We start from the raw sequence: 23,833 nt of genomic DNA, 5'->3' as shown, positions 1-23,833 counted from the left end.
CTTTACTTTTCAGGTACGTGTCGAGAGTGCTAATGCGACGTCCCATCCTACCCCCGCCGAAAGCGAGGTGAGATGTGCATCACAGGCAACTAATGTTCATCATTGGACAATATTGCGGGCGGGTGCGCAACCCCGCCACGGACAGCGGGTTCCGGAATCCCAGACGGCGCCGGCCAGGATCACGACCGGACGCCCACCGCGTCCTCGACCGCGGACCGGATCCGGGCGTGGAGTCCGCGGAGCCCGACGCGGTCGAGGCGCGCCTCGATGATCTCGCGGCCCGGCCGCCGGGGGGCGGAGAGCGCGGCGGCGGCCTCCGCCGTCGTGCGCACGAGGGTGTGCCGGACCCCGTACGCGGCCGCGAGCGCGCGGAGGTCGGCGCGGTGCGGCGTGCCGAAGAGCCGCTCGACCGCGGCCGCGGCGCCGGGGCGGCCCTCGGGGTCGCCGCCCACGCGCCCGTGCTCGAGGACGCCGAAGATGGCGCCGCCGGCGTCGTTGAGCACGACGACGCGCAGGTCCGGTTCCGCCTCCCCCTCGCCGATGAGCAGGCCGCCCGCGTCGTGCAGGAGGGTGAGGTCGCCCAGGAAGATCGTGGTCTCGGCGCGGCGCCCTAGCCACAGGCCCGTGGCGGTGGAGACGGCCCCGTCGATCCCCGACAGGCCCCGGTTGGCGAACACGCGCGCCAGCGGCTGGGTGGGCGGCGTCGCGGCGAGGTCCACGTCGCGGATCCCGTTGGACGATCCGAGCATCAGCTGGCCGCGCGAGGTGTCCCACACGAGCTGGGCGAGGCGGGGCCCGGTGAGCACCGCGCCGGGGCCGGCGATGATCCTGTCCACGGCCTCCTGCGCCGCGGCGCCCGCGAGCAGCCACGCGTCCAGCCAGCCCTCGGCGCCGCGGCCGGCGAACCCGGAGAGCACGTCGAGGTCGTCGATGAGCCGCTCCCGGCGCCGGCCCTCGCGGAACCAGGCGGCGGGGCGGGCGTGGTACAGGGCGGTCTGGACGCCCTCGCGGGCGAGGAGCTGGGTGACCGGCCGCGACAGCGTGGGCCGCCCGAACAGGACCACGCGCTCGATGAGCTCACCCGGGTGGCCGTCGAGGAGGAGCCGGTACGGCCCCACGGCATGGCCGCCGAAGCGGGCGTTGGACGTGGGCTCGGCGAGCAGCGGCAGGCCGTGCGCGGCCGCGAAGGCCTCGGCGAGCGGGCCGGCGCCATGGCCGGCGAGGACCACGGTGCGCCGCGGCGGGAGGCCGCCGAGGGCCGCGACCGGCGGACGGCGGTACGCGTACGGCTGCACGGGCGGGGCCTCCCATCCCCCGGTCGGCGGCTCCCAGCCCTCCTCCGGCACGAGCGGCTCGCGGAAGCACAGGTTCAGCTGCACAGGGCCCGCGGGGACTCCCTCGAGCGCGCCGATCGCCGCGGAGAGCGCGGTCCGCACCGGGGACGACGGCGAGGCCCCGGCCTCCACGGTCGCGGCGAAGCGCACGTGCTCGCCGAACAGGTCGAACTGCTCGGTAGTCTGGTTCGCCCCGGTCCCGTGCAGCTCTTCGGGCCGGTCCGCCGAGAGCACGATCAGCGGGACCTCGGCGTGGTTCGCCTCCATGACCGCCGGGACGAGGTTGCCGACGGCCGAGCCGCTCGTGGTGACGACCGCCGTCGGCCGCCCCGAGGAGAGGGCGGCGCCGAGCGCCGTGAAGCCGCCGTCCCGCTCGTCGATCCGGACCACGAGCTCGAGGTGTCCCCGCCCCTCGGCCTCGGCGAGCGCGTACGCGAGCGGCGCGCTGCGGGAGCCTGGGCAGACGACGACACAGCGGACGCCGCCCGCGAGCAGTGCCGAGACTGCCTCGCGGGCGGCGTCGAGGGAACTGAGGGGACTCACCTCCCCATCGTAGGGTTTCGGCCGCGCTGGGCCACCGGGCTACTTGGCGTGGACCGCCGGGAGGACCTGGACCACCGACGGGCGGGGCGCGCGGGCCTGGCCGAGGGCGGGGCCGCCGGCGGCGTAGTCCGGGAAGAGGGAGTGCGGGTCCTCGAACGTGCCCTCCTCGCCGGGGTGCTGGACGGAGACGTACACGTGGCGCTCCTCGTCGTGGACGATCGGACCGCAGGTCTCCGCGTCCCGCGGCACGGAGAGGAACTGCTCGACCTTGCCGCGCTCCGGGCCCTCGAGGGTCACCCTGAAGAGCCCGTCGTTGTAGCCGATGGTGCTCGGGGCGCCGTCGGTGGCGATCCAGAGGTGGCCCGAGGAGTCGAAGGCGACGTTGTCCGGGCAGGAGATCGGCGAGACCTTCTCCTTCGGGTAGCCGGCGAAGTAGGTGCTCTGGTTCGCCGCGGGGTCTCCGCACACGAGGAGCAGGTTCCAGCCGAACGCGGTGGCCGTCTGGTCCCCTCCGTCCTCGGTGATCTCGACGATGTGGCCGTCCCGGTTGAGCGCCCGGGGATTGACCTCGGTGGCGCCCTCCTTGCCGGCCTTGCCGCGGTCGGTGTTGTTCGTGCAGACCACGTACACCCTGCCCGTGCCGGGGTGGGGCTGGACGTCCTCGCAGCGGTCCATCTTGGTGGCGCCGGCCATGTCCGCGGCCAGGCGCGTGTGGACCAGCACCTCCTCGACGCTCATTCCCGCGATCGCGCTGCGGCCGTCGACGACGAGCGGGAGCCACTCGCCGCGGCCGTCGAAGGCGCCGTCGGAGGGGAGCGCGCCTGAGCCGTCGATCTCGGCCGCCGGGGAATCCCCGGTGAACTTCGCCACATAGAGGTTGCCCTCGCTCAGGAGGGTCTTGTTGTGGGCGCGGTCCGCGGCCGAGCCGCCGGGCCGGTAGGTGCCCTTCGAGACGAACTTGTAGAGGTAGTCGAAGCGCTCGTCGTCGCCCGAGTACGCCACGGCCCTGCCGTTCGCGGCGATGTGGACGTTCGCGCCCTCGTGCTTGAAGCGGCCGAGGGCCGTGTGCTTCTTCGGCGTCGCGGTGGGGTCCATGGGGTCGATCTCGACGACCCAGCCGAAGCGGTTCGGCTCGTTCTCGTATCCGGGGGTGCGGGCATCGAAGCGGGGATCGTCGAGTTCCCAGCCGCGCACCGTGGGCTTGTCGGAGAGGCCGTAGCGCTTGTCCGCGGCCGAGGTCCCGGGCGTGCGGAAGTAGCCGTTGAAGTTCTCCTCGCCCGAGAGGACGGTCCCCCACGGGGTGGTGCCGCCCGCGCAGTTGCCCAGCGTTCCCCGGACGGTGCGCCCGGCCGGGTCCGCGGCCGTCCGCAGGAGGGCGGACCCTGCCGCCGGGCCCGTGAGCTCGTACTCGGTGTCGAGGAGGTAGCGGCGGTTGTGCGGGGCGCCCTGGACGTAGCTCCACGGCGCATTCCTGTTCTGGCGGCTGAGCTCGACGACGGAGAGGCCGTGCGCTGCACGGGCGACTGCGCGGACGCGGGCGGCGTCCCCGGCGACCTGGGCCGCGGGGAACATGATGTTCTCGTTCGTGTACTCGTGGTTGGCCACGAGGACCGCGCGCCGGCCGTTCGGGCCGTCGAGCCGGATGATGTCCGTGTAGTCGTTGTTGTAGCCGAACTGGCGCGCCTGCGCCTCGGCGGTCTGGTTCTCGAGGTCGAAGGCGGGGGCGTCGGCGAAGAGCGGGTCGCCCCAGCGGATGATCGGCCGCCACGCGTAGCCCTGGGGGACGGTGAACTCGTCCACGAGCCTGTCCACGGGCTTGATGGGGGTGAAGTCGAGGGGGCTGGTGGTCCCGTGGGCGGCGGGCGCGAGCCGCGTCCCGGCCGCCTCGGCCCGGTTGCCGCCGGTGAAGGCGAGGGTGAGGGCGCCGGCGAGGCCGAGGCCCAGCGCCGAGCGACGCGAGAGGGCGCCGGCGGCGATGTCGCGGAAATAGCTGTTGTCGGAGCCGTTGCAGACCTCGTTGAGGCAGGCGTTGTCGCACTTGAGGGCGCAGGTCACGGCGCTGCGCTTGCCGCGGACGTGGGCCGGCATCGGCAGGAGGGTTCGGCGGGTTTCAGACAAGGTTCATCCTTCGGGTGCGAGGTTGGTGCACTCCCACCCGATCACTGTCAGGAAAAACTCAGCCTATGTGGAGGTTAAATCAAGGTCAATGCGCATACCGCGCTCAGGGCGGTCCCGGCGCTAGTGCCGGGCCGCCAGGAGCGCGTGGCACCGCCGCAGCCGGCCGAGCCACCACTGGCGGCGCTCCTCGGGCGCGGCGTACCGCGCGAGCAGCTCGGGGTCCGGCTCCGCGCGCTCGGCGAGGCGGTCCGCCGGCAGGAAGCCGCCGTCCGGCACGAGGGCCGGGGACACGACGTCGTGCGCCAGCAGCGCCCCGGTGCCGAGACCGCACGCGTGCGGCAGGGACGGCAGCGCGGCGGCGAGCGCCACCCCGGCCGCGAGCCCCACGGAGGTGTCCAGGGCCGAACTGACCACCGCGGGCAGGCCGGCCTCCCGCACGATCTCGAGGGCCCGGCGCACGCCCCCGAGCGGCGCGGCCTTGACGATGATGAGGTCGGCGGCGCGGGCGCGGGCCACGCGCAGGGGGTCCTCGGCCTTCCGGACGGCCTCGTCGGCGGCGATGGGCACGGGCGTCCCGCGGGCCTCGAGGAGGGCCCGCACCTCGGCGAGGCCGTTGATCCCGGGGACGGGCTGCTCGGCGTACTCGAGGCTGAACTCGCCGAGCCGCACGAGCGCCTCGACGGCCTCCGGCACGGTCCACCCGGCGTTCGCGTCCACGCGCAGGTCCGCCTCGGGCAGTGCGTCGCGCACCGCGGCGACCCGGGCGATGTCGTCGGCGAGCGTCTGCCCGCGCTCGGCGACCTTGACCTTGACCGCCTGCACCGGCCCGAACGCCGCGAGCACGTCCCGCACTTGCCCGGCGGGCACCGCGGGCACCGTCGCGTTGACCGGAACCCGCCCGCGAACGGGCTCGGGGAAGCCCTCCCACGCCGCCTCGATGCCGGAGGCGAGCCAGCGCGAGGCCTCGGCGTCCTCGTACTCGAGGAACGGGGAGAACTCTCCCCAGCCGGCGGGGCCGCGGACCAGGAGCGCCTCCCGCTCGGTCACGCCGCGGAACTTCACCCGCATCGGCAGGCGCACGACGGCGGCACCCGCCTCGAGCTCGGCGAGGTCCGGCAGGGCGGGGCGCGGGGCAGTGATCACGTGCCCACTGTACGCACGGCGCCGTCGAGCAGGACCCACGAGACGGCCCCGGCGAGCACGATCACCGCGGCGAACGAGGCGAGCCACACGGCCGAGGGCACGCCGGTCTTGCGGGCGAGGATGTACGCGTCGGAGCTCGCCAGCTCGCGGCGCCGCCGGGTGTGGACGGTGACGACGTTCCACCAGTCCCGGGCGGCTCCGAGCACGAGGGCCAGACCCACGGCGAGGGTGATGTGGACCTGGGTGTCCGGGGGCACGGCCACGACGATCGCCGCGACGGCGAGGATCGCCCCGACGAGGATCAGCACGCCCTGGAGGTTGCGGATGAACAGGAACACGAGCGCGAGCAGCACCACGGCCACCGACAGCGCTGCGCGGCCGAACCCGGCGGCCGAGGCCCACACCAGCACCGCGCCGACCACGGCCGGGGACGGGTAGCCCCAGAACCCGAACCACACGGCCCTCCCCCGGCCCACTCCGTGGGTGGTCCCGCCCTGGTCCATGCGCAGGGTGATGCCGGTGACGCGCATTCCGGTGGCAAGGCCCGCGAACGCGTGCCCGAGCTCGTGCACGATCGTGACGAAGCGCCCGAAGAACCGCCACAGGAACGGCACGATGCACAGGGCCGCCGCGGCGGCGAGCACCATGGCCAGCTCCGAGGCCGGGACCGCGAGGGGCTGGGTGCGGGCGAAGCCGCCCACGAAGCCGTCGACGAACGCCTGCCACCAGTCCTTGATCACGCCTCCCGAGGGTAGCCGAGCCCGCTGGGAGGGCGCCGGGCGATTCTGCTCACCGTTGCCGGGGCCCCCGGGCGACACGCGCACGCCACGCCGCCGGGCGCCCGGAGGGCCTGCGAGCGTGAGCAGAATCGCGAGCCGGGGCGCGGGCGCAGGACCCCTCGAGTGGTTTTGGCCCGCGCACAGGCGGGTATGGGACGCTGGGTGTCATGCCCGCCCCGATCCGAGCCCCCGAGATGACGCAGGCAGCGCGCCCCGACGCCCCTGAACAGGAGCCCAGCCTCGCCCACCGCGGCCTGCGGTTCGCGCCCTTCCTCCTGGCCTCGCTCGCCGCGGTCGCTGCCCTGCTGGGCACGTACCTGTTCTTCGTACGGACCACCACGGGCCAGTACATCGATGAGTCGGCGCTCGTGGAGTCCACCGAGCTGTACGGGCCGGCCAGCAAGGCGTCGCTGCGCTTCCTGGACTACCTCCCGGCGATCTCGGTGCTCCTGGCGGTGGCCGGGCTCGGGTACGCCTCGCTCGTACGACGCCGGTGGGCCGCCTCGCTCGTGGCCCTCGCCGCGGCGGGGGGAGCCAATCTGGCGACCCAGCTCCTCAAGAACGACGTGTTCACGCGCCCGTACCGCGGGATCGAGACGTTCGCCGGGAACTCCCTGCCCTCGGGCCACACGACCGCCGCGGCCTCGGCGGCGGCCGCCGTGTTCCTCGTGGCCTCGCCGCGCTGGCGCCCGCTCGTCGCCTTCGCGGGCGGGACGTACGCCGTGGGCACGGGGGTCGCGACGCTCGTGAACCAGTGGCACCGGCCGGCGGACGTCGTCGCGGCGTTCCTCGTGGTGGCGGCCGTGATGTCCCCGGCGGCGTGGCTGGTGCTGCGCCGCGGCGGCCGCTGGAACACCTGGGAGGGGTTCGGCAGCCACCCCGCGTCGTGGCGGCTCTGGGTGGCGCTGCCCACGCTGATCGGCCTCGGCGCCGCGGCGGTGGCCGTGGTGGAGCTCGTGCGGATCGCCCCGGGGCTCGGGCGCGAGGCCAGCACCACCAACTACTTCTGGGCGGGCTGCGCCCTCATCGTCATCAGCGGCTACCTCGTGGCGAGCGCCGCCTCGTGGCTGCTCGCGACCTCCTCACGCGGCCGGCCATCCGGCCGGTGACCCGGGGCCGCTGACCGGCGGCCGCGAACCGGCGCCGACCGGCCCTAGCCGGCGCTGCGCTGGGCTCGCGGGACGCTCCAGGCGAGGACCCCCGCCGCGGCGAGGCCGAGCGCCCCTGCGGCGGCCACGCCGGTCCCCAGGCTCGCTGCGGCCGTCACCGCGGAGAGGATCACCGGGCCGAGGGTGCTGCCCGAGTCCGCCATGAGGCGCCACAGTCCGAGGAACTGGGCCCGGCCGTGCGCGGGCGAGAAGTCCGCCCCGAGGGTCATGATCATGCCCGAGCCGATCCCGTTGCCGAGGCCCATGAGGCAGGAGACCGCCAGGAAGGGCCAGAACGAGGTGCTGAGGGGCATCGCGACGAGCGCGGCGCCCATGATGAGCATGGACGGCAGCGCGACGGCGAGCCGCCCGCGCAGGTCCATGAGCCGGCCGCCCGGGTAGAACAGGAGCAGGTCCACCCCGCCGGCGATGCCGTAGACGAGCGACGCCGTCGGTGCGTCCATGCCCAGGTGCTCGGCCCACAGCGGGATCACGGCCTGGCGAGACTGCCGGACGGCGGAGACGAACAGCACACCCAGTCCCACGGTGGTCAGGACCTTCCAGTGGGCCGCGGCCACGCGTCCGAGGCGGGGCTGCACGGCGCGGCCCGGCCCGGCGGCGTCGTCCTCGAGGTCCGGCATGAACCAGGCCACGGTCGCCGCTCCCGCATACACGGCGGCCCCCACCCAGTACGCCCCGCGCAGTCCCCACACCTGCATGGCCGCCGCGCCGAGGAAGGGCCCAAGGAAGAGCCCCACGCGCAGGGTGCCGCCGAGGGTCGAGAGGGCGCGGGCCCGGAAGCCGGGCGGCACGGCCTCCGTGAGGTACTTCTGCCGCGCGAGGTTGGTCACGCTCGAGGCCATGCCGAGCGCGACGAGGGCGGGCATGAACTGCCACAGCTCGCGCGAGAGCGCGGCGACGACGAGGGCCACCGCCCCGGTGGCCTGGGCGCCGATGATGGCCCAGCGTTCGCCGAAGCGGATCGTCAGGAGGGACGCGGGAAGGTTGAAGACGAGCGAGCCGAGGCCGATCAGCGTGACGGTGAGCGCGGCGACGGCCACGGATCCGCCGAGGTCCCGGGCCGAGAGCGCCACGACCGGGAGCACCGCCCCCTCGCCGAGCGAGAAGAGCACGGAGGGGCCGAACGCCGGGACGGCGATGGACAGCAGGGAGAACTGATCGTTGCCTTCTCGAACCACTCCCCCACTCTAGGTCCCCCCGGAGCGCTTCCGGCGGTGTCCCGGGGCGCGGGGCTACCTCTGGTAGCCGGAGACGATCGCCGCCGCGATCTCGCGGTAGGCCTGCCGGGTCGCCGGGCGGAGCCGGTCGAGGGCCACGAGGTCGCCGTCGGCCATCGAGCGGTCGTGCGGGACGGTGACGAGGGCGCGGCACATGCCCGAGAGCGTGGCCTCGATCGCGGCCTTGTCCACGCGCGCGGAGACCCCGTCCTTGTCCGTGACCACCACGATCGCCCCCTGTGCGAGGCGGTCGTAGCCGTGCGCGGAGAGCCAGTGCAGGGTGTCCCGGGCCCGCTTGGCGCCGCTGACGGCGTAGCCGGCGACCACCACGATGTTGTCCGCGTCCTCGAGGATCCCGCGCATCGCGGGCCGGCTCACGCCCGTCCCGCAGTCGGTGAGCGTGACGGCGAAGTGCTTGGCCACGAGCGCCTGCACGCGCCGGTAGTCCTCGGCCGTGAGGGAGTCGGAGAGCTCGGGGTCCTGCTCGCCGGCCAGCAGGTGCAGGCTGCCGGCCTGGTGGAGGTAGCGCAGCAGGTCGGCGCGCGTCTGCACCGCGTCGAAGTCCCGCAGCAGGGCCGTGATGGAGCGCCGCCGCTCCGATTCGTAGGAGCCCTCCCCCAGGGCGCGCTCCACGAGGTCGCCGGCGTCCGGGTTGGCGTCGATCGCGCAGGGCGGCTCGGAGCGCAGCTCGGCGAGCGTGAGGCCCACGCCGACGGTCGTGGAGGTCTTGCCGATCCCGCCCTTGAGCGAGAGGAACGCGGTGTTCCAGGTCCCTTCGAGCCGGCGGCCGATCTGCTTCTCGAGCAGCTCCGCCTGACGGTCCTGCTCCGACGGCCCGAGGTTGAGCGCGCCGCCGCTGATCCGGTAGAGGAACCCGCGCAGGCCCCCTGTGGGCGGCATGGGCGCGGAGCGGATGAACCCCGCGGGGGCTTCCGCCGGCTCGGCCGGCGAGGCGGCCCGCGCGGGCGCCGGGGGCCTGCGCGGCGGGGCCTGGCGCGAGGCAGGCTGGTTCGCGGCGGGCTGGACGGCCGGAACGGCGGCGGTCGGGGCGTCTTCGGTCGCAGGGTTGCCCCGGTGGGTCGGCTGCTGGGGGGCGGTGTGCTGGTGGGCGCCGTGCGGGCGCATCGGCGGCGTACGCGGCCTGGGCGGGGAGGGGGCGGCCGAGGCGGGCTGCGCGGCCGCGGCGGTCTCCCCCGGCGGGGGCGCCGGTGCGACGGACGACGGCGTCTCCCGGGCTTCGGTTGTGTTGCGGACCTCTGCTGGGTCGCGGGCCGGCGGCGCGGGCGCCGCAACGTCCGGCACCGGAGGCCCGGCGGGCGCCGACGGTTCGGCCGGCGCTGGAGGCCGACCAGGCGCCGGAGGCTCGAGCACGGGAGGCTGGGGTCGGGCCGGCTCCACCGGAGGCTGGGGTGGGGCCGGCTGCACCGGCGCCGGTGACTCGACCGGCGTCGACGACCGCGCAGCGCGCCGGGCCTCCTCCGCCTCACGGAGCCGCCGCGCCTCGCGCCGGGTCAACGGCGCAGCCGAGGACGGGCTCCCGCCCTCGGGGTGGTTCTCGGTCATGCTGGCCCCTTGCCTCTGACGCGGTCTGGCGCTGGCTCGGTCCGGCGGCGCTGGCCCGGGCTCCCCCTCCGGCCGGTCAGCCCAGGCTTGCGGCCTTGAGGCGCCGGATGAACAGGCGGGACTGCTCGGGCCCGTACGGAAGGATCGGAACGGCCTTGGTGGCGTCGTCCGGGGTCTCCCGCGTGGCCTGCAGCGCCGAGCGCACCGCCGTGGCCATCGTATCCGCCATGGTGCGCACGAACGCGTCGCTGCACAGGCCACCGTGCCCGGGCACGAGGCTCGTGTACCGGTTCCGCAGGGCGGAAATGTGGCGCAGGGCGTCGGCCCACTCCTCCGGGAACGAGTCCCCGAACTCGGGGTAGGCGCCCTCCTCGACGAGGTCCCCCGAGAAGAGGGCGGACTGGGTGCCGACGAGCAGGTCCCCGTCCGTGTGCCCCCGGCCGAGGTAGAACAGCGTCACGGAGGCCCCGCCGAGGTCCACGAGCACGGGCTGGTCGCGCACGATCGCGGTCGGCACCACGATCTGGGTGTTCTCGCCCTCGCCCGCGGCCATCTCCGGTTCCGACTCGGCGACGGCGGCCCGGTGCGCCTCGCCGTTCTCCGCGATCTCGGCCACGGCGTTCTCGTGCGCGTAGAACTCCACCGCGCCGCCGGCCGCGAAGACGGCGTTGCCGAAGTAGTGGTCGTAGTGCGCGTGCGTGTTGACCACGACGAGCGGCAGGTCCGTCTTCTCTCGCACCTTGGCGAGGATCGCGGCACCCTGGCGCGGCCCCTGCCCCGTGTCGACGACGAGCGCCCGGTCCTCGCCCACGACCAGGCCGACGTTGAGCCGCAGTGGCTCGGTGGCGAGGACGTAGGTGTTCGCTCCGAGATCTCGCCAGTCAGCCATGGGGGTGATGCCGTCCTTCCGTAGGGCGTTCGAGGATGTGCTCGATTCTGCCATGGCCGCTACAGGTCTGCGAGGACGCCGCCGGGGTGCTCGACCGCGTCGGCCACGAAGCGCAGGAACCCGCCGGCCGTGCCCCCGTCGCAGACCCGGTGGTCGAAGGTGAGCGTCAGCTGGACGACCTTGCGGACCGCCAGCGCCCCGTCCACCGCCCACGGCCGGTCGATGATCCGGCCGACGCCGAGGATCGCGGCCTCGGGGTGGTTGATGATCGCCGCGCTGCCGTCCACGCCGAAGACGCCGTAGTTGTTCAGCGTGAACGTCCCCCCGGTGAGGTCGGCGCGGGAGGCCTTGCCGTCGCGGGCGAGGGCGGTGAGGCGCCGGAGCTCGCCGTCGAGCTGGCGGGCGCTCATCGTGTGGGCGCCGCGGATGGCGGGGACCACGAGCCCGCGATCGGTCTGGGCAGCGAAGCCGAGGTTGACCCCCTCGAACCGGACGATCTGCTGGCCGCCGTCGCCGGCGTCCTCGAGGCGGGTGTTCAGCTCGGGGTACTTGGCGAGGCCCGCGAGCACGAAGCGCGCGATGAACGCGAGCAGGCTCGGCGCGGCCTCCGGGTCCCGGCGCTTGAGGTCGGCCCGCAGGCGCACGAGCTCGGTCGCGTCCGCGTCGACCCAGACCGTGGCCTCGGGGATCTCGGTGCGGGAGCGGACCATCGCCTGGGCCACCGCCTTGCGAACCCCGGTGACGGGGGTCCGGGCGGCCACGCCCAGTCCCGTGCGCGCGTCCACCTCCCCCGCCGGGGTCGCCCCGTGGACGCCCGAGGTCACCCCGCCGGACGCCGAGGTCACCCCGCCGGACGCCGAGGTCACCCGGTCGGCACGCGAGGTCGCCCCGGCCGACTCGACGTCGCGGCGCACGATGAGCCCGTCGGGCCCCGTCCCGGAGACCATGGCGAGCGAGACGTTGAGGTCGCGGGCCAGCCTGCGCACGATCGGCGAGACGACGCGCACGGCCTGCTCCGGCGCCGTCGTGCGCGCAGGTGTGGCGGCGCCGGGAGCCGAAGCGGAAGCGGACGACGGCGGGGCCCCCTTGCGCCGCCGGGTGCGGCCGCCTGCCGTCCCGGCAGGGGTGCCGTAGCCGATGAGCACGTTCCCGGAACCCGAGGCCTGGCTCGCCTGGCTGGGCTGACTGGCCTGGCTGGGCTGGCGCGCGCCGGCGCGCTCCTCGGTCCGGTACTCCTCGCCTGCCGACGCCCCGACCTCACGAGCCGCCGGGGCGACCTCGCCCGCACCCGGGGCGACCTCGGCGATGGTGATGAGCGGAGTGCCGACGTCGATCGTCGACCCGGCCTCCCCGTGCAGCTGCGCGACGGTCCCGCCGAACGGCGTGGGGACCTCGACGATCGCCTTCGCCGTCTCGACCTCGGCCACGGGCTGGTCCACGGCGACGGTGTCCCCCACGGCCACGAGCCAGCGCACGAGCTCGGCCTCGGTCAGGCCCTCCCCGAGGTCCGGGAGCAGGAACGTCCTCTGGGCCGTCGCGTTCTGGGCCGTGCCGCCCTGGGCGGTCAGTGCGGTCGCCATGTCAGTCCTCCCACTGCAGGTCGTCGAGGGCGTCGAGGATGCGGTCGACGCTGGGCAGGTAGTAGTGCTCGAGCTTGGGCGGCGGGAACGGGATGTCGAACCCCGTCACGCGGCGCACCGGAGCGGCGAGGGAATGGAAGCAGCGCTCCTGGACCCGCGCCACGATCTCCGAGGCCACCGAGGCGAAGCTGGCAGCCTCCGCGACCACCACCGCACGGCCGGTCTTGCGGACCGAGGCGGCCACGGTCTCGTCGTCGAACGGCACCAGGGTGCGCACATCGACGACCTCGACGGACCGGCCCTCGGCGGCCGCGGCCTCCGCGGCCGCGAGCGCGGTCGGCACCGAGGGGCCGTAGGTGATGATCGTCGCGTCCGTGCCGGGCCGGGCCACCACAGCGGCGCCGTCCACGCTGAGCCGCCGCCCGCCGTCGTGCGTCTGCGAGCTGAGCCCGTCCGGGGAGCCGTCGAACTCGGCGCGCAGGGCGGCGAGGTCCACGAGGTCCTTGGACCAGTAGAGCTTCTTGGGCTCCATGAAGACCACGGGGTCGTCGCTCGCGATGGCCTCGCGGAGCATGCGGTACGCGTCCTGGACCGTGGCGGGGGTGAAGACCTTCAGGCCCGGGGTGTGCGCGTAGTACGCCTCCGAGGAGTCGCAGTGGTGCTCCACGCCGCCGATCCCGCCCGCGTACGGGATGCGGATCACGAGCGGGAGGCGGACCGCCCCGCGCGTGCGGTTGTGCATCTTGGCGATGTGGCTCGCGATCTGCTCGAACGCGGGGTAGGCGAACGCGTCGAACTGCATCTCGATCACGGGGCGCAGCCCGTTCATCGCCATGCCGAGGGACATGCCGGCGATGCCGGACTCCGCCAGGGGCGTGTCGAAGCAGCGCTGCTCGCCGAACTCCTTCTGGAGCCCGTCGGTGATGCGGAAGACGCCGCCGAGGGCTCCGACGTCCTCGCCGAACACGACGACGCTCGTATCGGCGCGCATGGCGTCCGCCATGGCGGTGGTCAGGGCCTTGGCGAACGTGAGGGCCTCTGGCGCGAAGGTGCCGGCGGCGCGGGCCGCGGCGGCTTCGGCGACCGTGCTCATGCTCGGCGCTCCTCTCCGGTGGTCTCGTCGGTGGACTGCTCGCGGGCCTGCTCCTCGGCGAGGAACGCGGCCTGCTCGCGCAGCTGCGGGGTGGGCTCGGTGAACACGAAGCGGAAGAGGTCCTGCGGGTCGGGCTGCGCCTCGGCGCCGAGGCCGTCGCGGAGCTGGCGGGCGGTCTCCTCGGCGTCGGCGGCGAAGGCGGCCTCCCTCTCCTCGCCGAGCACGCCCTCGGCGCGCAGGTACTCGCGCATCCGCTTGAGCGGGTCCTTCTCGGCCCAGGCCGCGACTTCGGCGTCCTCGCGGTAGCGCGTGGCGTCGTCGGCGTTGGTGTGGGCCTGCATGCGGTAGGTGTAGGCCTCGACGAGCAGCGGGCCCGAGCCTGCCCGGGCGAGGCGCACGGCGCGGTCGAGGACGGCGAGGAGGGCCACGGCGTCGTTCCCGTCCACCCGCTCGCCCGCCATCCCGTAGCCGACCGCCTTGTGCGCGATCGAGGGCGCCACGGTCTGGTGGGCGAGCGGCACCGAGATGGCGTACTGGTTGTTCTGCACGAAGAAGACGACCGGGAGGTTGAACACGGCCGCGAAGTTGAGCGCCTCGTGGAAGTCGCCCTCGCTCGTGGCGCCGTCGCCGCACATCGCGAGGACCACGGTGTCCTCGCCGCGCAGCTTGGCCGCATGGGCCACGCCGACGGCGTGCAGCAGCTGGGTGGTCAGGGGCGTGGACTGGATGCCGACCTTGTGCTCGTGCGGGTCGTAGCCGCCGTGCCAGTCGCCGCGGAAGAGCGTCATCGTCTCGACGGGGTCGACGCCGCGGGTCATGACGGCGACCGCGTCGCGGTAGGTGGGGAACATCCAGTCGCCGGCGCCGAGGCACAGCGCGGCGGCGACCTGGCAGGCCTCCTGGCCGTGGCTCGAGGGGTAGACGGCCATGCGGCCCTGGCGCACGAGCGCGGAGTTCTGGTCGTTCACGCGCCGGCCGATCACGAGGCGGCGGTAGGCCTCGAGGAGGTCCTCGGCGGCGGGGATCGGGTACTCGTGGCCCGGGGCGGACCCGCGCTCGTCCTCGGGGCGGAGGCTGCCGCCCTCGTCGAGGATCTGGATCTGCGGCACGCGGCCGTGCACCGGGAGCATGTAGTCCTCGATGCTGATCCCGAAGCTGCGGATGGCCTCCTGTGCCTCGGTGGGAAGGGTCACGGCTCCTCCTTGGTACGGCGCTGGACTTTCCTCAAGTATCCGCTTCGGTTGCCATTCGTATGCCGTGAGCGGCGTAACCGTGGAATACTGGTGCCGAATCCGGCTCTATCGAAGACGAATTGCCAACATGAGCTGGGTCACAGGAGGTTCCGATGGACGATCTGCACGAGCCGCGGGCGCTCGACGCCGTGGACCGCGCCATCCTCGACCAGCTCACCGAGGACGCGCGTCGGTCGGTGACCACGATCGCCGAGAACGTGCACATCTCCAGGGCGCACGCCTACAACCGGCTCGCGCGGCTCCAGGCTGACGGGGTGATCACGAAGTACACGGCACTGGTCGACCCGCTCAAGGCGGGCCTCCGCTCGAGCGCCTACGTGACCCTGAAGGTGCGGCAGCAGACCTGGCGCGACCTCCGCGAGCGCCTGCGCGCCATCCCCGAGGTGCACCACATCGCCCTCGTGGGCGGGGACTTCGACGTGATCATCCTCGTCCGCGCCGTGGACAACACGGACCTGCGCCGGGTCGTGTTCGACCAGCTCCAGAGCATGCCCGGAGTCCTCGACACCCAGACCTTCCTCGTCTTCGAGGACCTCGACACCCGCTGACCCGGGCCTCCCTCTCCCCCGGTTCCCGCCATCCCGCTCCCGCTCCACCCTCCGCTCCTGCGTTTCGGGTACGCATCTCGTCGCCCTTCTGGGCTCTCGCGGACCCGAAACGGCGGGGGAAGCGGTTCAGTGGTGGAAGGCGCTCCCGCGCTCCGGGTCGGGGAAGGGCGCGTCCGCGGCGTCGAGGAAGTCCACGGCGGTGCGCAGGTCCTCGAGGAAGCTCGCGGCGAGGTCGCGCGTGAAGCCGTTGCGCACCACGATCCGCTGCACGGTCAGGTCGGCCAGGCCGTCCGGCATCGGGTACGCGGGGACGAGCCAGCCGTTCATCCGCAGCCGGTCCGAGAGATGGTGCAGGTTCCAGTTCCGCGTGTGCCCCGGTGCCAGCTTCCACGCGAAGACCGGGATGTCGGAGCCGTCGTTCCACAGCTCGAACGCATCCATCGCGCCGATCTCGCCGGCCAGGTATCCGGCGACGTCCCGCGACGCCGCGTGCACGGCCCGGTACCCCTCGAAGCCCAGCCGCAGGAACAGGTAGTACTGCAGGAGCACCTGGGCGCCCGGGCGTGAGAAGTTCAGCGCGAACGTCGGCATGTCCCCGCCGAGGTAGCTGACGTGGAAGACGAGGTCGTCCGGCAGGGCCGCGGCGTCCCTCCACACGACCCACCCGAGGCCCGGGTACACGAGCCCGTACTTGTGGCCGGAGGTGTTGACGGAGGCCACCCGGGGCAGCCGGAAGTCCCACTCGAGCTCCGGGGCGAGGAACGGGGCGACCATCGCCCCCGAGGCGCCGTCCACGTGGATCGGCACGTCGAGCCCGGTGGCGGCCTGGATCGCGTCCAGCGCCCGCGAGATCTCGGCGACCGGCTCGTACATGCCCGTGTAGGTGACGCCCATGATGGCCACGACGCCGATCGTGTTCTCGTCGACGTACTCCTCGAGCCCGTGCCCGTCGAGGACCCGGTGCTCCTGCGAGATGGGCACGTAGCGGGCCTCGACGTCCCAGTAGTTGCAGAACTTCTCCCAGCAGACCTGCACCGCCGAGCTCATGACGAGGTTGGGCCGGTCTGCGGGCTTCCCGGCGGCGCGGCGGGCGTGCTGCCAGCGGCGCTTGAGCGCGAGCCCGGCGAGCATGCACGCCTCGGACGAGCCGATGGTCGAGGTCCCGACGGCGTGCTCGGGCTCGGGCGCGTTCCACAGGTCGGCGAGCATGCGCCAGCAGCGGTGCTCGATCTCAGCCGTCTTGGGATACTCGTCCTTGTCGATCATGTTCTTGTCGACGGTCTCGGCGTACAGGCGCGCCGCCTCGGGCTCCATCCAGGTGCCCACGAAGGTCGCGAGGTTCAGGCGCGCGTTGCCGTCCAGCATCGCGTCGTCGTGCACCACCTGGTACGCCGTCCCGGGCAGGCTCTCCCCCTCGGGCAGGGTGAAGCGCGGGAATTCGGTGGACTCCCCTGGCCGGCTGAAGAGCGGGTTCAGCTCGACGTTCGACGCCGGCTCGCGGCGCCCGCGCCGCCCTCGCCCGTCGGAGGAGGGATGGAAGGTGGAGCGGGAGGCAGACACGGTGGCACTCCTGGGGGTCGCATCGAGTGGGCGCCGCGTCGGGGCACAGGATCGGCCGGGCCGACGGACGGCTCCCACGCTACCGGCGCCCCGCCGGGGCGTCGAGGACCGCGCGGCGTGGGATGGTTGGTAGTGGGCGACCGGGATGGGCGACCGGGTGCGCGACCGGAAGGAGGGGCCATGGCGAACGACGACGGCGGTCCGGCCGGCGCCCCCTCGCGCCCTCCGTGGGTGGCGGTGCTCGTCGCGGCCTGCGTCGTGGTCGGGGTGGGGGTCGTGGTGGCCATCGCCGCGCTGTTCATGGGACCGTCCCCCCAGCCGCCCGCACCGGCGCCGACGCCGGGCGCGTCAGGCGGGGCCGCGCCGTCGGCCGCCCCGGGCCAGGGCTACAGCCTCAGCGACCCGCTCCCCTTCGCGGCCCGGCCGGTCTGGCACGCCGCCCCGAGCGCCGAGTACCGGCTCACCGCGGCCCCGGACGAGCTGCGCTACGTCTCCGACGCAGGCTGCCGCCTCTCCTTCCGCGCGGGGCCGCTGCAGGCGGCCGCGTCGGCGTCGAACGCGGCTCCGCGCACGACGCCGGCCCCCTCCTCCGCCTCCGCCTCGCCGTCCCCGGATCCGGAGACGGCGGCGACGCGCGGGGCCCTTGCCGACGCGATCGAGGCCGAGCGCAAGGCCTCTTCCTCCGTGGCGGTCACCGAGCAGGGGCTCGTGGTCGTGACCACCCTGGGGTCGCAGGGCGGCCCGCTGGTGGACATGGCGGGGGCCGCGCTCACGGTCGGGCACGCGGACGGAACGGCCACATACGTGCGCGTGGCCGTGCGTGCGGTGCCGGCGGCTCACGCGGTCGTGGCGATCGAGGCCGAGTGCCCGCAGCCGGAGCAGGCGGCCACGGCGATGAACCACGCGAGCGTGCACGCGTACCTCGCCGACCGGTAGGCGCCCCGCAGTGCTGCGGCGAGCGGCTGCAGCGAGCGGCCCCGGCCGCCCCTCCCAGGAGGTGACTCCCAGAAGGCGCGGGTCAGCGGCCGGCGAAGACGGGCTTCCGCTTCTCCTGGAAGGCCTTGAACCCCTCGGCATAGTCCTCGGACCCGCAGAGCGCGGCCTGGGCCTTGTTCTCGGCGTCCATGGACTCCCAGAGGCCGAGCCTGCGGTCGCGGACCTGCGCGACGAGCTCCTTGGACGCGACGAACGCGCCGGTGGCCCCGGCGGCGACGCGCGCCACGATGCCCCGCGTGCGCTCGAGCAGCTCGCTGGCCGGGAAGGACCGGGAGAACATGCCGGAGCGCACGGCGTCCGCGCCGCTCATGAGCTCGGCGGTGTAGACGAGGTCCAGCGCCCGGTGCATGCCGAGCCGCTCGGTGAAGTACCAGTGGCCGCCCGAGTCCAGCGTGGCGCCGAGGTTGGCGAACGGCGAGCCGATCTTGGCCTCGTCGGCCACGTAGACCACGTCGGTGGCCAGGAGGAGCCCGAGCCCGACGCCGAGGGTGGCCCCCTGCGCGGCGGCGAACGTCGGCGCGGGGAATGCGGCCATCTTCTGCATGAGCGGCGTGACGAGCCCGCCAAGGTAGCCGAGCACGTCGTCGTCCGCGGGGTCCACGCCGGAGATGTCGCGTCCGGCGCAGAAAGCACGGCCCTCGCCGCGCAGGAGCAGCGCCCGGACCTCGCCGCGGGAGGCGGCGGCAGCGGCGTCGTCGTACGCGTCGGAGAGCTCGCGCAGTGCGGCCTCGTCGAGGGCGTTGAGCTTGGCGGGCGCGTCGAGGACGACCTCGGCCACGCCGTCGGCGATGGAGAGCGTGATCATGAGGGCCTCCTACGCGTCGAAGTCGACGGACACGCGGTCCGAGGTCGGCCGGGACTGGCAGGTGAGGACGTAGCCGCGCTCCACCTCGTCGGGCTCGAGCGCGTAGTTCTCGGCCATGTCCACGGTGCCGGAGACGAGCTTGGCCCGGCATGTGCCGCAGACGCCGCCGGCGCAGGCGAAGGGCACGTCGGGGCGCACGCGGAGGGCCGCGTTGAGGACCGTCTCGTTCGCGGAGACGGGCGAGGCCACCACACCCGTGAGGCCGTCGAGCGTGAACTCGATCTCGACGTTCGCGCCCGAGGGGTCCTCCACGACCGGGCGGCCGATGTTGCCCTCGAGGTTGGTGGGGGTGCCCGTGGTGAAGAGCTCGTAGCGGACCTTCTCCGGCTCGACCCCGCGCGCCGAGAGCGTGTCCCGGACCAGCTGGACGAGCTCGAACGGCCCGCACAGGAACCACTCGTCGACGTCGTCGGCGTGGATCACGGTGTTCAGCAGCGTGGTGAGCTTCTCGGAGTCGACCCGGCCCGAGAGCAGCGGGGAGATGCGCTGCTCGCGCGAGAGGACGTGGTGGAGCGCGAACCGGGAGGGGTAGCGGTCCTTGAGGTCCGCCAGCTCCTCGACGAACATGACGTCCATCGCGGCCTTGTTGGCGTAGACGAGGTCGAAGCGGACGTGCTCGTCGGCCGCCAGGACGGTGCGGGCGATCGCCATGATCGGAGTGATCCCCGACCCTGCGGCGACGGCCACGAACGTGTGCTCGCGCTCGGTGTCGATGCTGCTCGGGTCGTTGAGGCCGGTCATCCGGTGCTTGGAGATGAAGGCGCCCGCGGGGCTCATGACGTCCAGCGTCGTGCCGGCCTCGAGGCTCTCGTTCGCCCACGTGGAGAAGACGCCGCCGAGGTCGCGCTTGATGGCGACCTTGATCTCGCTCGAGCCGTCCTCGAAGCGGCGCGGCGCTGCGCAGATCGAGTAGGAGCGGCGCACCTCGCGCGGGGCGCCGGACTCGTCGGGGAACTGCGCGCGCAGGGCCACGTACTGGCCGGGGATGTAGTCGTACTCGTCGGCGAGCGCGGCGGGGACGCCGAACGTCACCTCGATGGAGTCGTTGGTGAGCCTGCGGACGCCGCTCACCTCGAGCGGGTGGAAGGACGCACGACGCCGGGCGGTCCCCTCCGTCTGCTCGCCGGCGGCGGCGTCGGCCGGCTCGGCCGCAGTTTCGTTCAGCTGGTCAGTCATCTAGAGCACCTTGAAGTAGTCGAAGGGTTCGTGGCAGTCCTGGCACACGTAGAGCGCCTTGCAGGACGTGGAGCCGAAGCGGGACATCTCGCGGGTGTTGAGCGAGTGGCACTGGGGGCACTTGACGGTGAGGCCGAGCCGGATGGGGCCGCTGTGGCCGGCCTTGCCGGTGGGCGGGGCGATCCCGTACTCCTCGAGCTTGGCCTTGCCCGCCTCGCTCATCCAGTCAGTGGTCCAGGCCGGGGAGAGCACGAGGTCCACGAGGACCTTCTCGTGCCCGGCCTTGGCGAACACCGTGGCGAGGTCCGCGCGGATCGTGTCCATTGCGGGGCATCCGGAGTAGGTCGGGGTGATCGTGAGGCGGACGGTGCCGTCCGGCTCGAGGTGCCCGTCCCGGAGGATGCCGAGGTCCTCGATGGTGAGCACGGGGATCTCCGGGTCGGTCACGGTGGCGGCGAGCGCGCGGACCTCGTCATCGGTGGTGATCATGGGTGTTCCTTCGTGGGCGTGTGCCGTTCCCGGGCCTACCAGGTGGCGCCGGGATGCTTGCGGGCGAGCACCTGCATCTCGGCGAGGATGTAGCCGAGGTGCTCGGTGTGCTCGCCCCGCCGGCCGCCGCCGCGGGCGCGGGGGACGTCGGGCAGGGCCAGGGTGGCCTCGTCGAGGACCTCGGCGATGTGGGCGTCGAAGGCTCCGCGCAGGCTCGAGGGCCGCACGCCGGCGTCGCCGACGGCGTCGATGAGGGCATCGTCGTCGAAGAGCTCGTCCACGTACGGCCAGACGAGTTCGAGGGCGGCCTGCATGCGGGCGTGCGACTCCTCCGTCCCGTCGCCGAGGCGGACGGTCCACTGGATCGCGTGGTCGCGGTGGTAGTCGACCTCCTTGAGCGCCTTGGCGGCGATCGCGGCGAGGGTCGCGTCGCTGGAGTCCACGAGCCCCGAGTAGAGCAGGTACTGGTAGACGGACATGACGAGCTGGCGGGCGATCGTGACGCCGAAGTCGCCGTTGGGCTGCTCGACCAGCCAGGCGCTGCGGAACTCCTCCTCCTCGCGCCAGTAGGCGAGGTCGTCCTCGGTCTTGCCCCAGGCGTGCCCCGCGTAGGTCAGGAAGGAGCGCGCGTGGCCGAGCGTGTCGAGGGCGATGTTGCCGAGGGCGATGTCCTCCTCGAGCTCGGGGCCGCGGGAGATCCAGTGGCTCAGGCGCTGGGCGAGGATGAGGGCGTCGTCCCCGAGGCGGAGGGCGTACTGCGCGACGTCCTCGCTCGGCTTCTCCGGGGAGAGGGCGATGTCCTCGGGGCGCAGCGCGTTGCCCGGGGTGACGCGGGTGGCCGACGCCGCGGCGTCGCCGAAGCTGTCCAGCGTGTGGTCGGCGTGGGCCGGGGCCGGGTGGGCGGGGGTCGGAGCGTTCACAGGTGCTTCACGCCCTCGCTCTTGGTGTAGTACGTCGCGTGGCGGTAGTCCTTGCCCTGGGGCGACTCGAAGTACGCGCCCTTCGAATCGGGGTCGGACGAGGCGATGGCCTCGGACGGGACCACCCAGATGGACACGCCCTCGTTCCGGCGGGTGTACAGGTCACGCGCGTTGCGCAGCGCCATGGCGGCGTCCGGGGCGTGCAGCGAGCCCGCGTGCACGTGGGAGAGGCCACGGCTGGACCGCACGAAGACCTCCCAGAGGGGCCAGATGTTGCTCTGCTCGCTCACTTAAGCTGCTCCGATCTCTTCTGCGGCACGCTTCGCGGCCTGCTTCTTCGCGTACGCGCGGGCCGCCTCGCGGACCCAGGTGCCGTTCTCGTGGGCCTCGCGGCGGCGCTCCATGCGCTGGGCGTTGCACGGCCCGCGGCCCGCGATGACATCCTTGAATTCCTGCCAGTCGAGGTCCATGTGGATCCACCGGCCGGCTTCCTCGTCGTAGCGGAGCTCCGGGTCCGGGAGGGTCAGGCCGAGGACCTTGGCCTGCTCGGCGATCATGCCGACGAACCGCTGGCGGAGCTCGTCGTTGGAGAAGCGCTTGATGTTCCACGCCATCGACTGCTTCGAGTTGGGCGAGTCGTCGTCCGGCGGACCGAACATCATCAGCGCCGGCGCGTAGAAGCGGTTGACGGCGTCCTGCGCCATCTGCTTCTGGGCGGGGGTGCCGTTGGAGAGCTCGAGGAGGATCTCGAAGCCCTGGCGCTGGTGGAAGGACTCCTCCTTGCAGACGCGCACCATGGCACGCCCGTAGGGGCCGTAGCTTGCCCGGCACAGCGGCACCTGGTTGGCGATCGCCGCCCCGTCCACGAGCCAGCCGATGGCGCCCATGTCGGCCCAGGTGCGGGCCGGGTAGTTGAAGATCGAGGAGTACTTGGCCTTCCCGTCCAGCAGCTGCTGGTTGAGGACGTCGCGCGGGGTGCCGAGGGTCTCGGCCGCCGAGTACAGGTACAGCCCGTGGCCGGCCTCGTCCTGGACCTTGGCCATGAGGATGGCCTTGCGCTTGAGGCTCGGGGCGCGGGTGATCCAGTTCGCCTCCGGCTGCATGCCGATGATCTCGGAGTGCGCGTGCTGGGACACCTGGCGCACGAGCGTCTTGCGGTACGCCGCAGGCATCCAGTCGCGCGGCTCGATGCGCGAGTCTTCGGCGATGACGCGATCGAAGTATGCCTGTCCCGCGATGTCCTCAGCGGACGGGGCGTCGTCGCCCTGTCCAGCCTGGGGCTGGGGCACGGACTGCAGGTTCGCAGCTGCCATGTCTCCTCCTCAAGAAATAATTACCGACCGTTCGTTCAGAATATGGGGCGGCCGATACTGACGTCAAGGTACGCAGGGGCTGCGCCGCGCTTCCCGGGCGGGTACCCGGATCTCCGGGGCTTCGTACTGGCCTTGGCGCAGGCTCCTTTCCGGCGCCGGGGCCAGCCGTCACGCTCGGCAGTATGGTCCAGACGAGCAGCGCTCCGGTACAGCGGGGCGGGAGCGCCAGGCGCAGCGAAGGGCCCGCGCGGACGCGGGCCACGCGTCGTGGGCTCGCCGCGCTGGTCGTCGCGCTCACGGTCCTCGTCGGGGCCGGCACAGCAGCCCTCGCCTATCTGGGCAGCCTCGCCGCTGCCTACGACTCGAAGACGGAGAAGATCCCCAGCGCCTTCCCGCAGGAGTCCACGCGCCCCACCGCGACGCCCGCAGCAGACGGACGGACGCCGGTGAACGTCCTCCTGGTGGGCAGCGACAGCCGGGGAGCCGCCCTCTCGGCGGCCGAGGCAGGCCTGGGGTCGGACCAGCGCTCGGACACGATGCTCCTCGTGCACGTCCCGGCCGACCGGAAGGCTGTGTACCTCATCTCGATCATGCGGGACACCTGGGTCCCCATCCCCGGGCACGGGAGTGCGAAGGTCAACGCGGCGCTCGCGTTCGGCGGCGTTCCGCTCATGGTCCAGACCGTCGAGTCGCTGCTCCACCAGCGCATCGACCACGTGGCCCTCGTCGACTTCGAGGGCTTCAGGGCCCTCACGGACGCCCTCGGCGGCGTCCAGGTCGACGTTCCCGTGGCCTTCAGCGCGAGCCAGACCTCGCGCTACCACTTTGACGCCGGGCCCCAGAGGCTCAGCGGCGACCAGGCCCTCGCGTTCGTCCGCGAGCGCTACGCCTTCCCGGACGGGGACTACCAGCGGGTCCGCGACCAGCAGCTCTTCGTCACGTCGCTCGTAGCGCAGGTGGCCAGACCGCAGACCATCGCCAATCCCGTGACCCTGAGCCAGCTGGTCGGCCAGTTCGCGCCCTACCTCACGGTGGACGGCAGCCTCGATGCGAGGACTGTGGCCGGCCTGGCCCTGGAGCTGCGGGGCATCCGCCCGTCGGACATCGTGGGCTTCACCCTTCCGACGGCCGGGATCGGGACTTCAGCGGACGGCCAGTCCATCGTGCGCTTCGACCAAGGGGCCACCGACGCCCTCGCCTCGGCCATGGCGCACGGCACGGTCGCCGCGTACGTGGCCGGCCGGAACCTCGGGCACGGCAGATGAGGCGGTGCTAGCGTGATCCG

General features: G+C 73.3%; 21 protein-coding genes. 4 read left to right on the top strand and 17 right to left on the bottom strand.

The features are described from left to right. Nucleotides 1-179: 179 nt before the first annotated feature. The 4 genes from menD to ACYVKZ_RS19340 all read right to left on the bottom strand — a co-directional run bounded on the left by menD (nt 180) and on the right by ACYVKZ_RS19340 (nt 5,878). A complete protein-coding gene (gene menD, locus ACYVKZ_RS19355; protein WP_460993852.1) occupies nt 180-1,877 on the bottom strand; it encodes a 2-succinyl-5-enolpyruvyl-6-hydroxy-3-cyclohexene-1-carboxylic-acid synthase in 1,698 nt (565 codons plus the stop codon). 39 nt (nt 1,878-1,916) lie between these two features. After that, on the bottom strand, nt 1,917-3,965 hold the full coding sequence (locus ACYVKZ_RS19350; protein ID WP_460993916.1) for a PhoX family protein: 2,049 nt from the start codon (nt 3,963-3,965) through the stop codon (nt 1,917-1,919). Between the two features lie 150 nt (nt 3,966-4,115). After that, a complete protein-coding gene (locus ACYVKZ_RS19345; protein ID WP_460993914.1) occupies nt 4,116-5,063 on the bottom strand; it encodes an o-succinylbenzoate synthase in 948 nt (315 codons plus the stop codon). A gap of 71 nt (nt 5,064-5,134) precedes the next feature. Beyond that, entirely contained in the window at nt 5,135-5,878 is a 744-nt protein-coding gene (locus ACYVKZ_RS19340; RefSeq protein ID WP_460993850.1) for a M50 family metallopeptidase, read from the bottom strand. Nucleotides 5,879-6,084: 206 nt separating this feature from the next. Here ACYVKZ_RS19340 and ACYVKZ_RS19335 point away from each other — a divergent pair, with 206 nt between their 5' ends. Continuing rightward, complete coding sequence (locus tag ACYVKZ_RS19335) at nt 6,085-7,026, top strand: phosphatase PAP2 family protein (RefSeq protein WP_460993848.1); 942 nt, start codon at nt 6,085-6,087, stop codon at nt 7,024-7,026. 44 nt (nt 7,027-7,070) lie between these two features. On the opposite strand, the gene ACYVKZ_RS19330 is transcribed toward ACYVKZ_RS19335, so the two are convergent. The 6 genes from ACYVKZ_RS19330 to pdhA all read right to left on the bottom strand — a co-directional run bounded on the left by ACYVKZ_RS19330 (nt 7,071) and on the right by pdhA (nt 14,621). Continuing rightward, a complete protein-coding gene (locus ACYVKZ_RS19330; RefSeq protein ID WP_460993846.1) occupies nt 7,071-8,264 on the bottom strand; it encodes an MFS transporter in 1,194 nt (397 codons plus the stop codon). 54 nt (nt 8,265-8,318) lie between these two features. Beyond that, nucleotides 8,319-9,428, bottom strand: a complete 1,110-nt coding sequence (locus ACYVKZ_RS19325) for a MinD/ParA family ATP-binding protein (RefSeq protein ID WP_460993844.1) — start codon at nt 9,426-9,428, stop codon at nt 8,319-8,321. A gap of 514 nt (nt 9,429-9,942) precedes the next feature. Continuing rightward, complete coding sequence (locus tag ACYVKZ_RS19320) at nt 9,943-10,755, bottom strand: MBL fold metallo-hydrolase (protein ID WP_460993842.1); 813 nt, start codon at nt 10,753-10,755, stop codon at nt 9,943-9,945. A 59-nt stretch (nt 10,756-10,814) separates the two neighbouring features. Beyond that, nucleotides 10,815-12,335 carry a dihydrolipoamide acetyltransferase family protein gene (locus tag ACYVKZ_RS19315; protein ID WP_460993840.1) on the bottom strand — a complete coding sequence of 507 codons (1,521 nt, stop codon included), beginning with the start codon at nt 12,333-12,335 and terminating at the stop codon, nt 10,815-10,817. A gap of 1 nt (nt 12,336) precedes the next feature. Further along, nucleotides 12,337-13,428, bottom strand: a complete 1,092-nt coding sequence (locus ACYVKZ_RS19310) for an alpha-ketoacid dehydrogenase subunit beta (RefSeq protein WP_460993838.1) — start codon at nt 13,426-13,428, stop codon at nt 12,337-12,339. After that, on the bottom strand, nt 13,425-14,621 hold the full coding sequence (gene pdhA / locus ACYVKZ_RS19305; protein WP_460993836.1) for a pyruvate dehydrogenase (acetyl-transferring) E1 component subunit alpha: 1,197 nt from the start codon (nt 14,619-14,621) through the stop codon (nt 13,425-13,427). The genes ACYVKZ_RS19310 and pdhA overlap by 4 nt, the downstream gene beginning before the upstream one ends. A 152-nt stretch (nt 14,622-14,773) precedes the next feature. On the opposite strand from pdhA, the gene ACYVKZ_RS19300 reads away from it, so the two are divergent. Beyond that, nucleotides 14,774-15,229, top strand: coding sequence for an Lrp/AsnC family transcriptional regulator (locus tag ACYVKZ_RS19300; protein WP_307004834.1), 456 nt, complete (start codon nt 14,774-14,776; stop codon nt 15,227-15,229). Between the two features lie 126 nt (nt 15,230-15,355). Here ACYVKZ_RS19300 and ACYVKZ_RS19295 read toward each other — a convergent pair whose 3' ends face one another. Continuing rightward, complete coding sequence (locus ACYVKZ_RS19295) at nt 15,356-16,705, bottom strand: glutamate decarboxylase (RefSeq protein ID WP_460993912.1); 1,350 nt, start codon at nt 16,703-16,705, stop codon at nt 15,356-15,358. Between the two features lie 264 nt (nt 16,706-16,969). Here ACYVKZ_RS19295 and ACYVKZ_RS19290 point away from each other — a divergent pair, with 264 nt between their 5' ends. Next, nucleotides 16,970-17,725 (top strand): hypothetical protein, encoded by a 756-nt coding sequence (locus ACYVKZ_RS19290; RefSeq protein ID WP_460993834.1) that lies wholly within the window; start codon nt 16,970-16,972, stop codon nt 17,723-17,725. Nucleotides 17,726-17,807: 82 nt separating this feature from the next. Here ACYVKZ_RS19290 and ACYVKZ_RS19285 read toward each other — a convergent pair whose 3' ends face one another. The 6 genes from ACYVKZ_RS19285 to paaA are packed head-to-tail and all read right to left on the bottom strand — an operon-like array spanning nt 17,808 to nt 22,548. Beyond that, complete coding sequence (locus ACYVKZ_RS19285) at nt 17,808-18,590, bottom strand: enoyl-CoA hydratase/isomerase family protein (protein WP_460993832.1); 783 nt, start codon at nt 18,588-18,590, stop codon at nt 17,808-17,810. Nucleotides 18,591-18,599: 9 nt separating this feature from the next. Continuing rightward, entirely contained in the window at nt 18,600-19,826 is a 1,227-nt protein-coding gene (gene paaE, locus ACYVKZ_RS19280; protein WP_460993830.1) for a 1,2-phenylacetyl-CoA epoxidase subunit PaaE, read from the bottom strand. After that, nucleotides 19,827-20,315, bottom strand: coding sequence for a 1,2-phenylacetyl-CoA epoxidase subunit PaaD (paaD, locus tag ACYVKZ_RS19275; RefSeq protein WP_460993828.1), 489 nt, complete (start codon nt 20,313-20,315; stop codon nt 19,827-19,829). A 35-nt stretch (nt 20,316-20,350) separates the two neighbouring features. Continuing rightward, nucleotides 20,351-21,184: a 1,2-phenylacetyl-CoA epoxidase subunit PaaC gene (gene paaC / locus ACYVKZ_RS19270; protein ID WP_460993910.1), complete on the bottom strand. Its 834-nt coding sequence runs from the start codon at nt 21,182-21,184 to the stop codon at nt 20,351-20,353. A gap of 47 nt (nt 21,185-21,231) precedes the next feature. Continuing rightward, nucleotides 21,232-21,525, bottom strand: coding sequence for a 1,2-phenylacetyl-CoA epoxidase subunit PaaB (paaB, locus tag ACYVKZ_RS19265; RefSeq protein ID WP_066499886.1), 294 nt, complete (start codon nt 21,523-21,525; stop codon nt 21,232-21,234). Continuing rightward, a complete protein-coding gene (gene paaA / locus ACYVKZ_RS19260) occupies nt 21,526-22,548 on the bottom strand; it encodes a 1,2-phenylacetyl-CoA epoxidase subunit PaaA (protein WP_460993825.1) in 1,023 nt (340 codons plus the stop codon). A gap of 182 nt (nt 22,549-22,730) precedes the next feature. Between paaA and ACYVKZ_RS19255 the strand changes: the two genes are divergently transcribed. After that, nucleotides 22,731-23,813: an LCP family protein gene (locus ACYVKZ_RS19255; RefSeq protein ID WP_460993823.1), complete on the top strand. Its 1,083-nt coding sequence runs from the start codon at nt 22,731-22,733 to the stop codon at nt 23,811-23,813. The last annotated feature ends 20 nt before the right edge of the window (nt 23,814-23,833 follow it).

The sequence above is a fragment of the Sinomonas soli genome, assembly GCF_054782415.1.
This window is presented reverse-complemented; position numbering and strand designations above follow the sequence as displayed.

Coding starts and splice junctions, on each gene's coding strand:
- ACYVKZ_RS19300 (WP_307004834.1), top strand. CDS start 14,774: ATGGACGATCTGCACGAGCCGCGGGCGCTCGACGCCGTGGACCGCGCC.
- ACYVKZ_RS19345 (WP_460993914.1), bottom strand. CDS start 5,063: ATGCGGGTGAAGTTCCGCGGCGTGACCGAGCGGGAGGCGCTCCTGGTC.
- paaA (WP_460993825.1), bottom strand. CDS start 22,548: ATGGCAGCTGCGAACCTGCAGTCCGTGCCCCAGCCCCAGGCTGGACAG.
- ACYVKZ_RS19310 (WP_460993838.1), bottom strand. CDS start 13,428: ATGAGCACGGTCGCCGAAGCCGCCGCGGCCCGCGCCGCCGGCACCTTC.
- paaE (WP_460993830.1), bottom strand. CDS start 19,826: ATGACTGACCAGCTGAACGAAACTGCGGCCGAGCCGGCCGACGCCGCC.
- ACYVKZ_RS19335 (WP_460993848.1), top strand. CDS start 6,085: ATGCCCGCCCCGATCCGAGCCCCCGAGATGACGCAGGCAGCGCGCCCC.
- ACYVKZ_RS19285 (WP_460993832.1), bottom strand. CDS start 18,590: ATGATCACGCTCTCCATCGCCGACGGCGTGGCCGAGGTCGTCCTCGAC.
- ACYVKZ_RS19315 (WP_460993840.1), bottom strand. CDS start 12,335: ATGGCGACCGCACTGACCGCCCAGGGCGGCACGGCCCAGAACGCGACG.
- ACYVKZ_RS19325 (WP_460993844.1), bottom strand. CDS start 9,428: ATGCGCCCGCACGGCGCCCACCAGCACACCGCCCCCCAGCAGCCGACC.
- ACYVKZ_RS19350 (WP_460993916.1), bottom strand. CDS start 3,965: ATGCCGGCCCACGTCCGCGGCAAGCGCAGCGCCGTGACCTGCGCCCTC.
- ACYVKZ_RS19290 (WP_460993834.1), top strand. CDS start 16,970: ATGGCGAACGACGACGGCGGTCCGGCCGGCGCCCCCTCGCGCCCTCCG.
- ACYVKZ_RS19255 (WP_460993823.1), top strand. CDS start 22,731: ATGGTCCAGACGAGCAGCGCTCCGGTACAGCGGGGCGGGAGCGCCAGG.
- paaD (WP_460993828.1), bottom strand. CDS start 20,315: ATGATCACCACCGATGACGAGGTCCGCGCGCTCGCCGCCACCGTGACC.
- ACYVKZ_RS19320 (WP_460993842.1), bottom strand. CDS start 10,755: ATGGCTGACTGGCGAGATCTCGGAGCGAACACCTACGTCCTCGCCACC.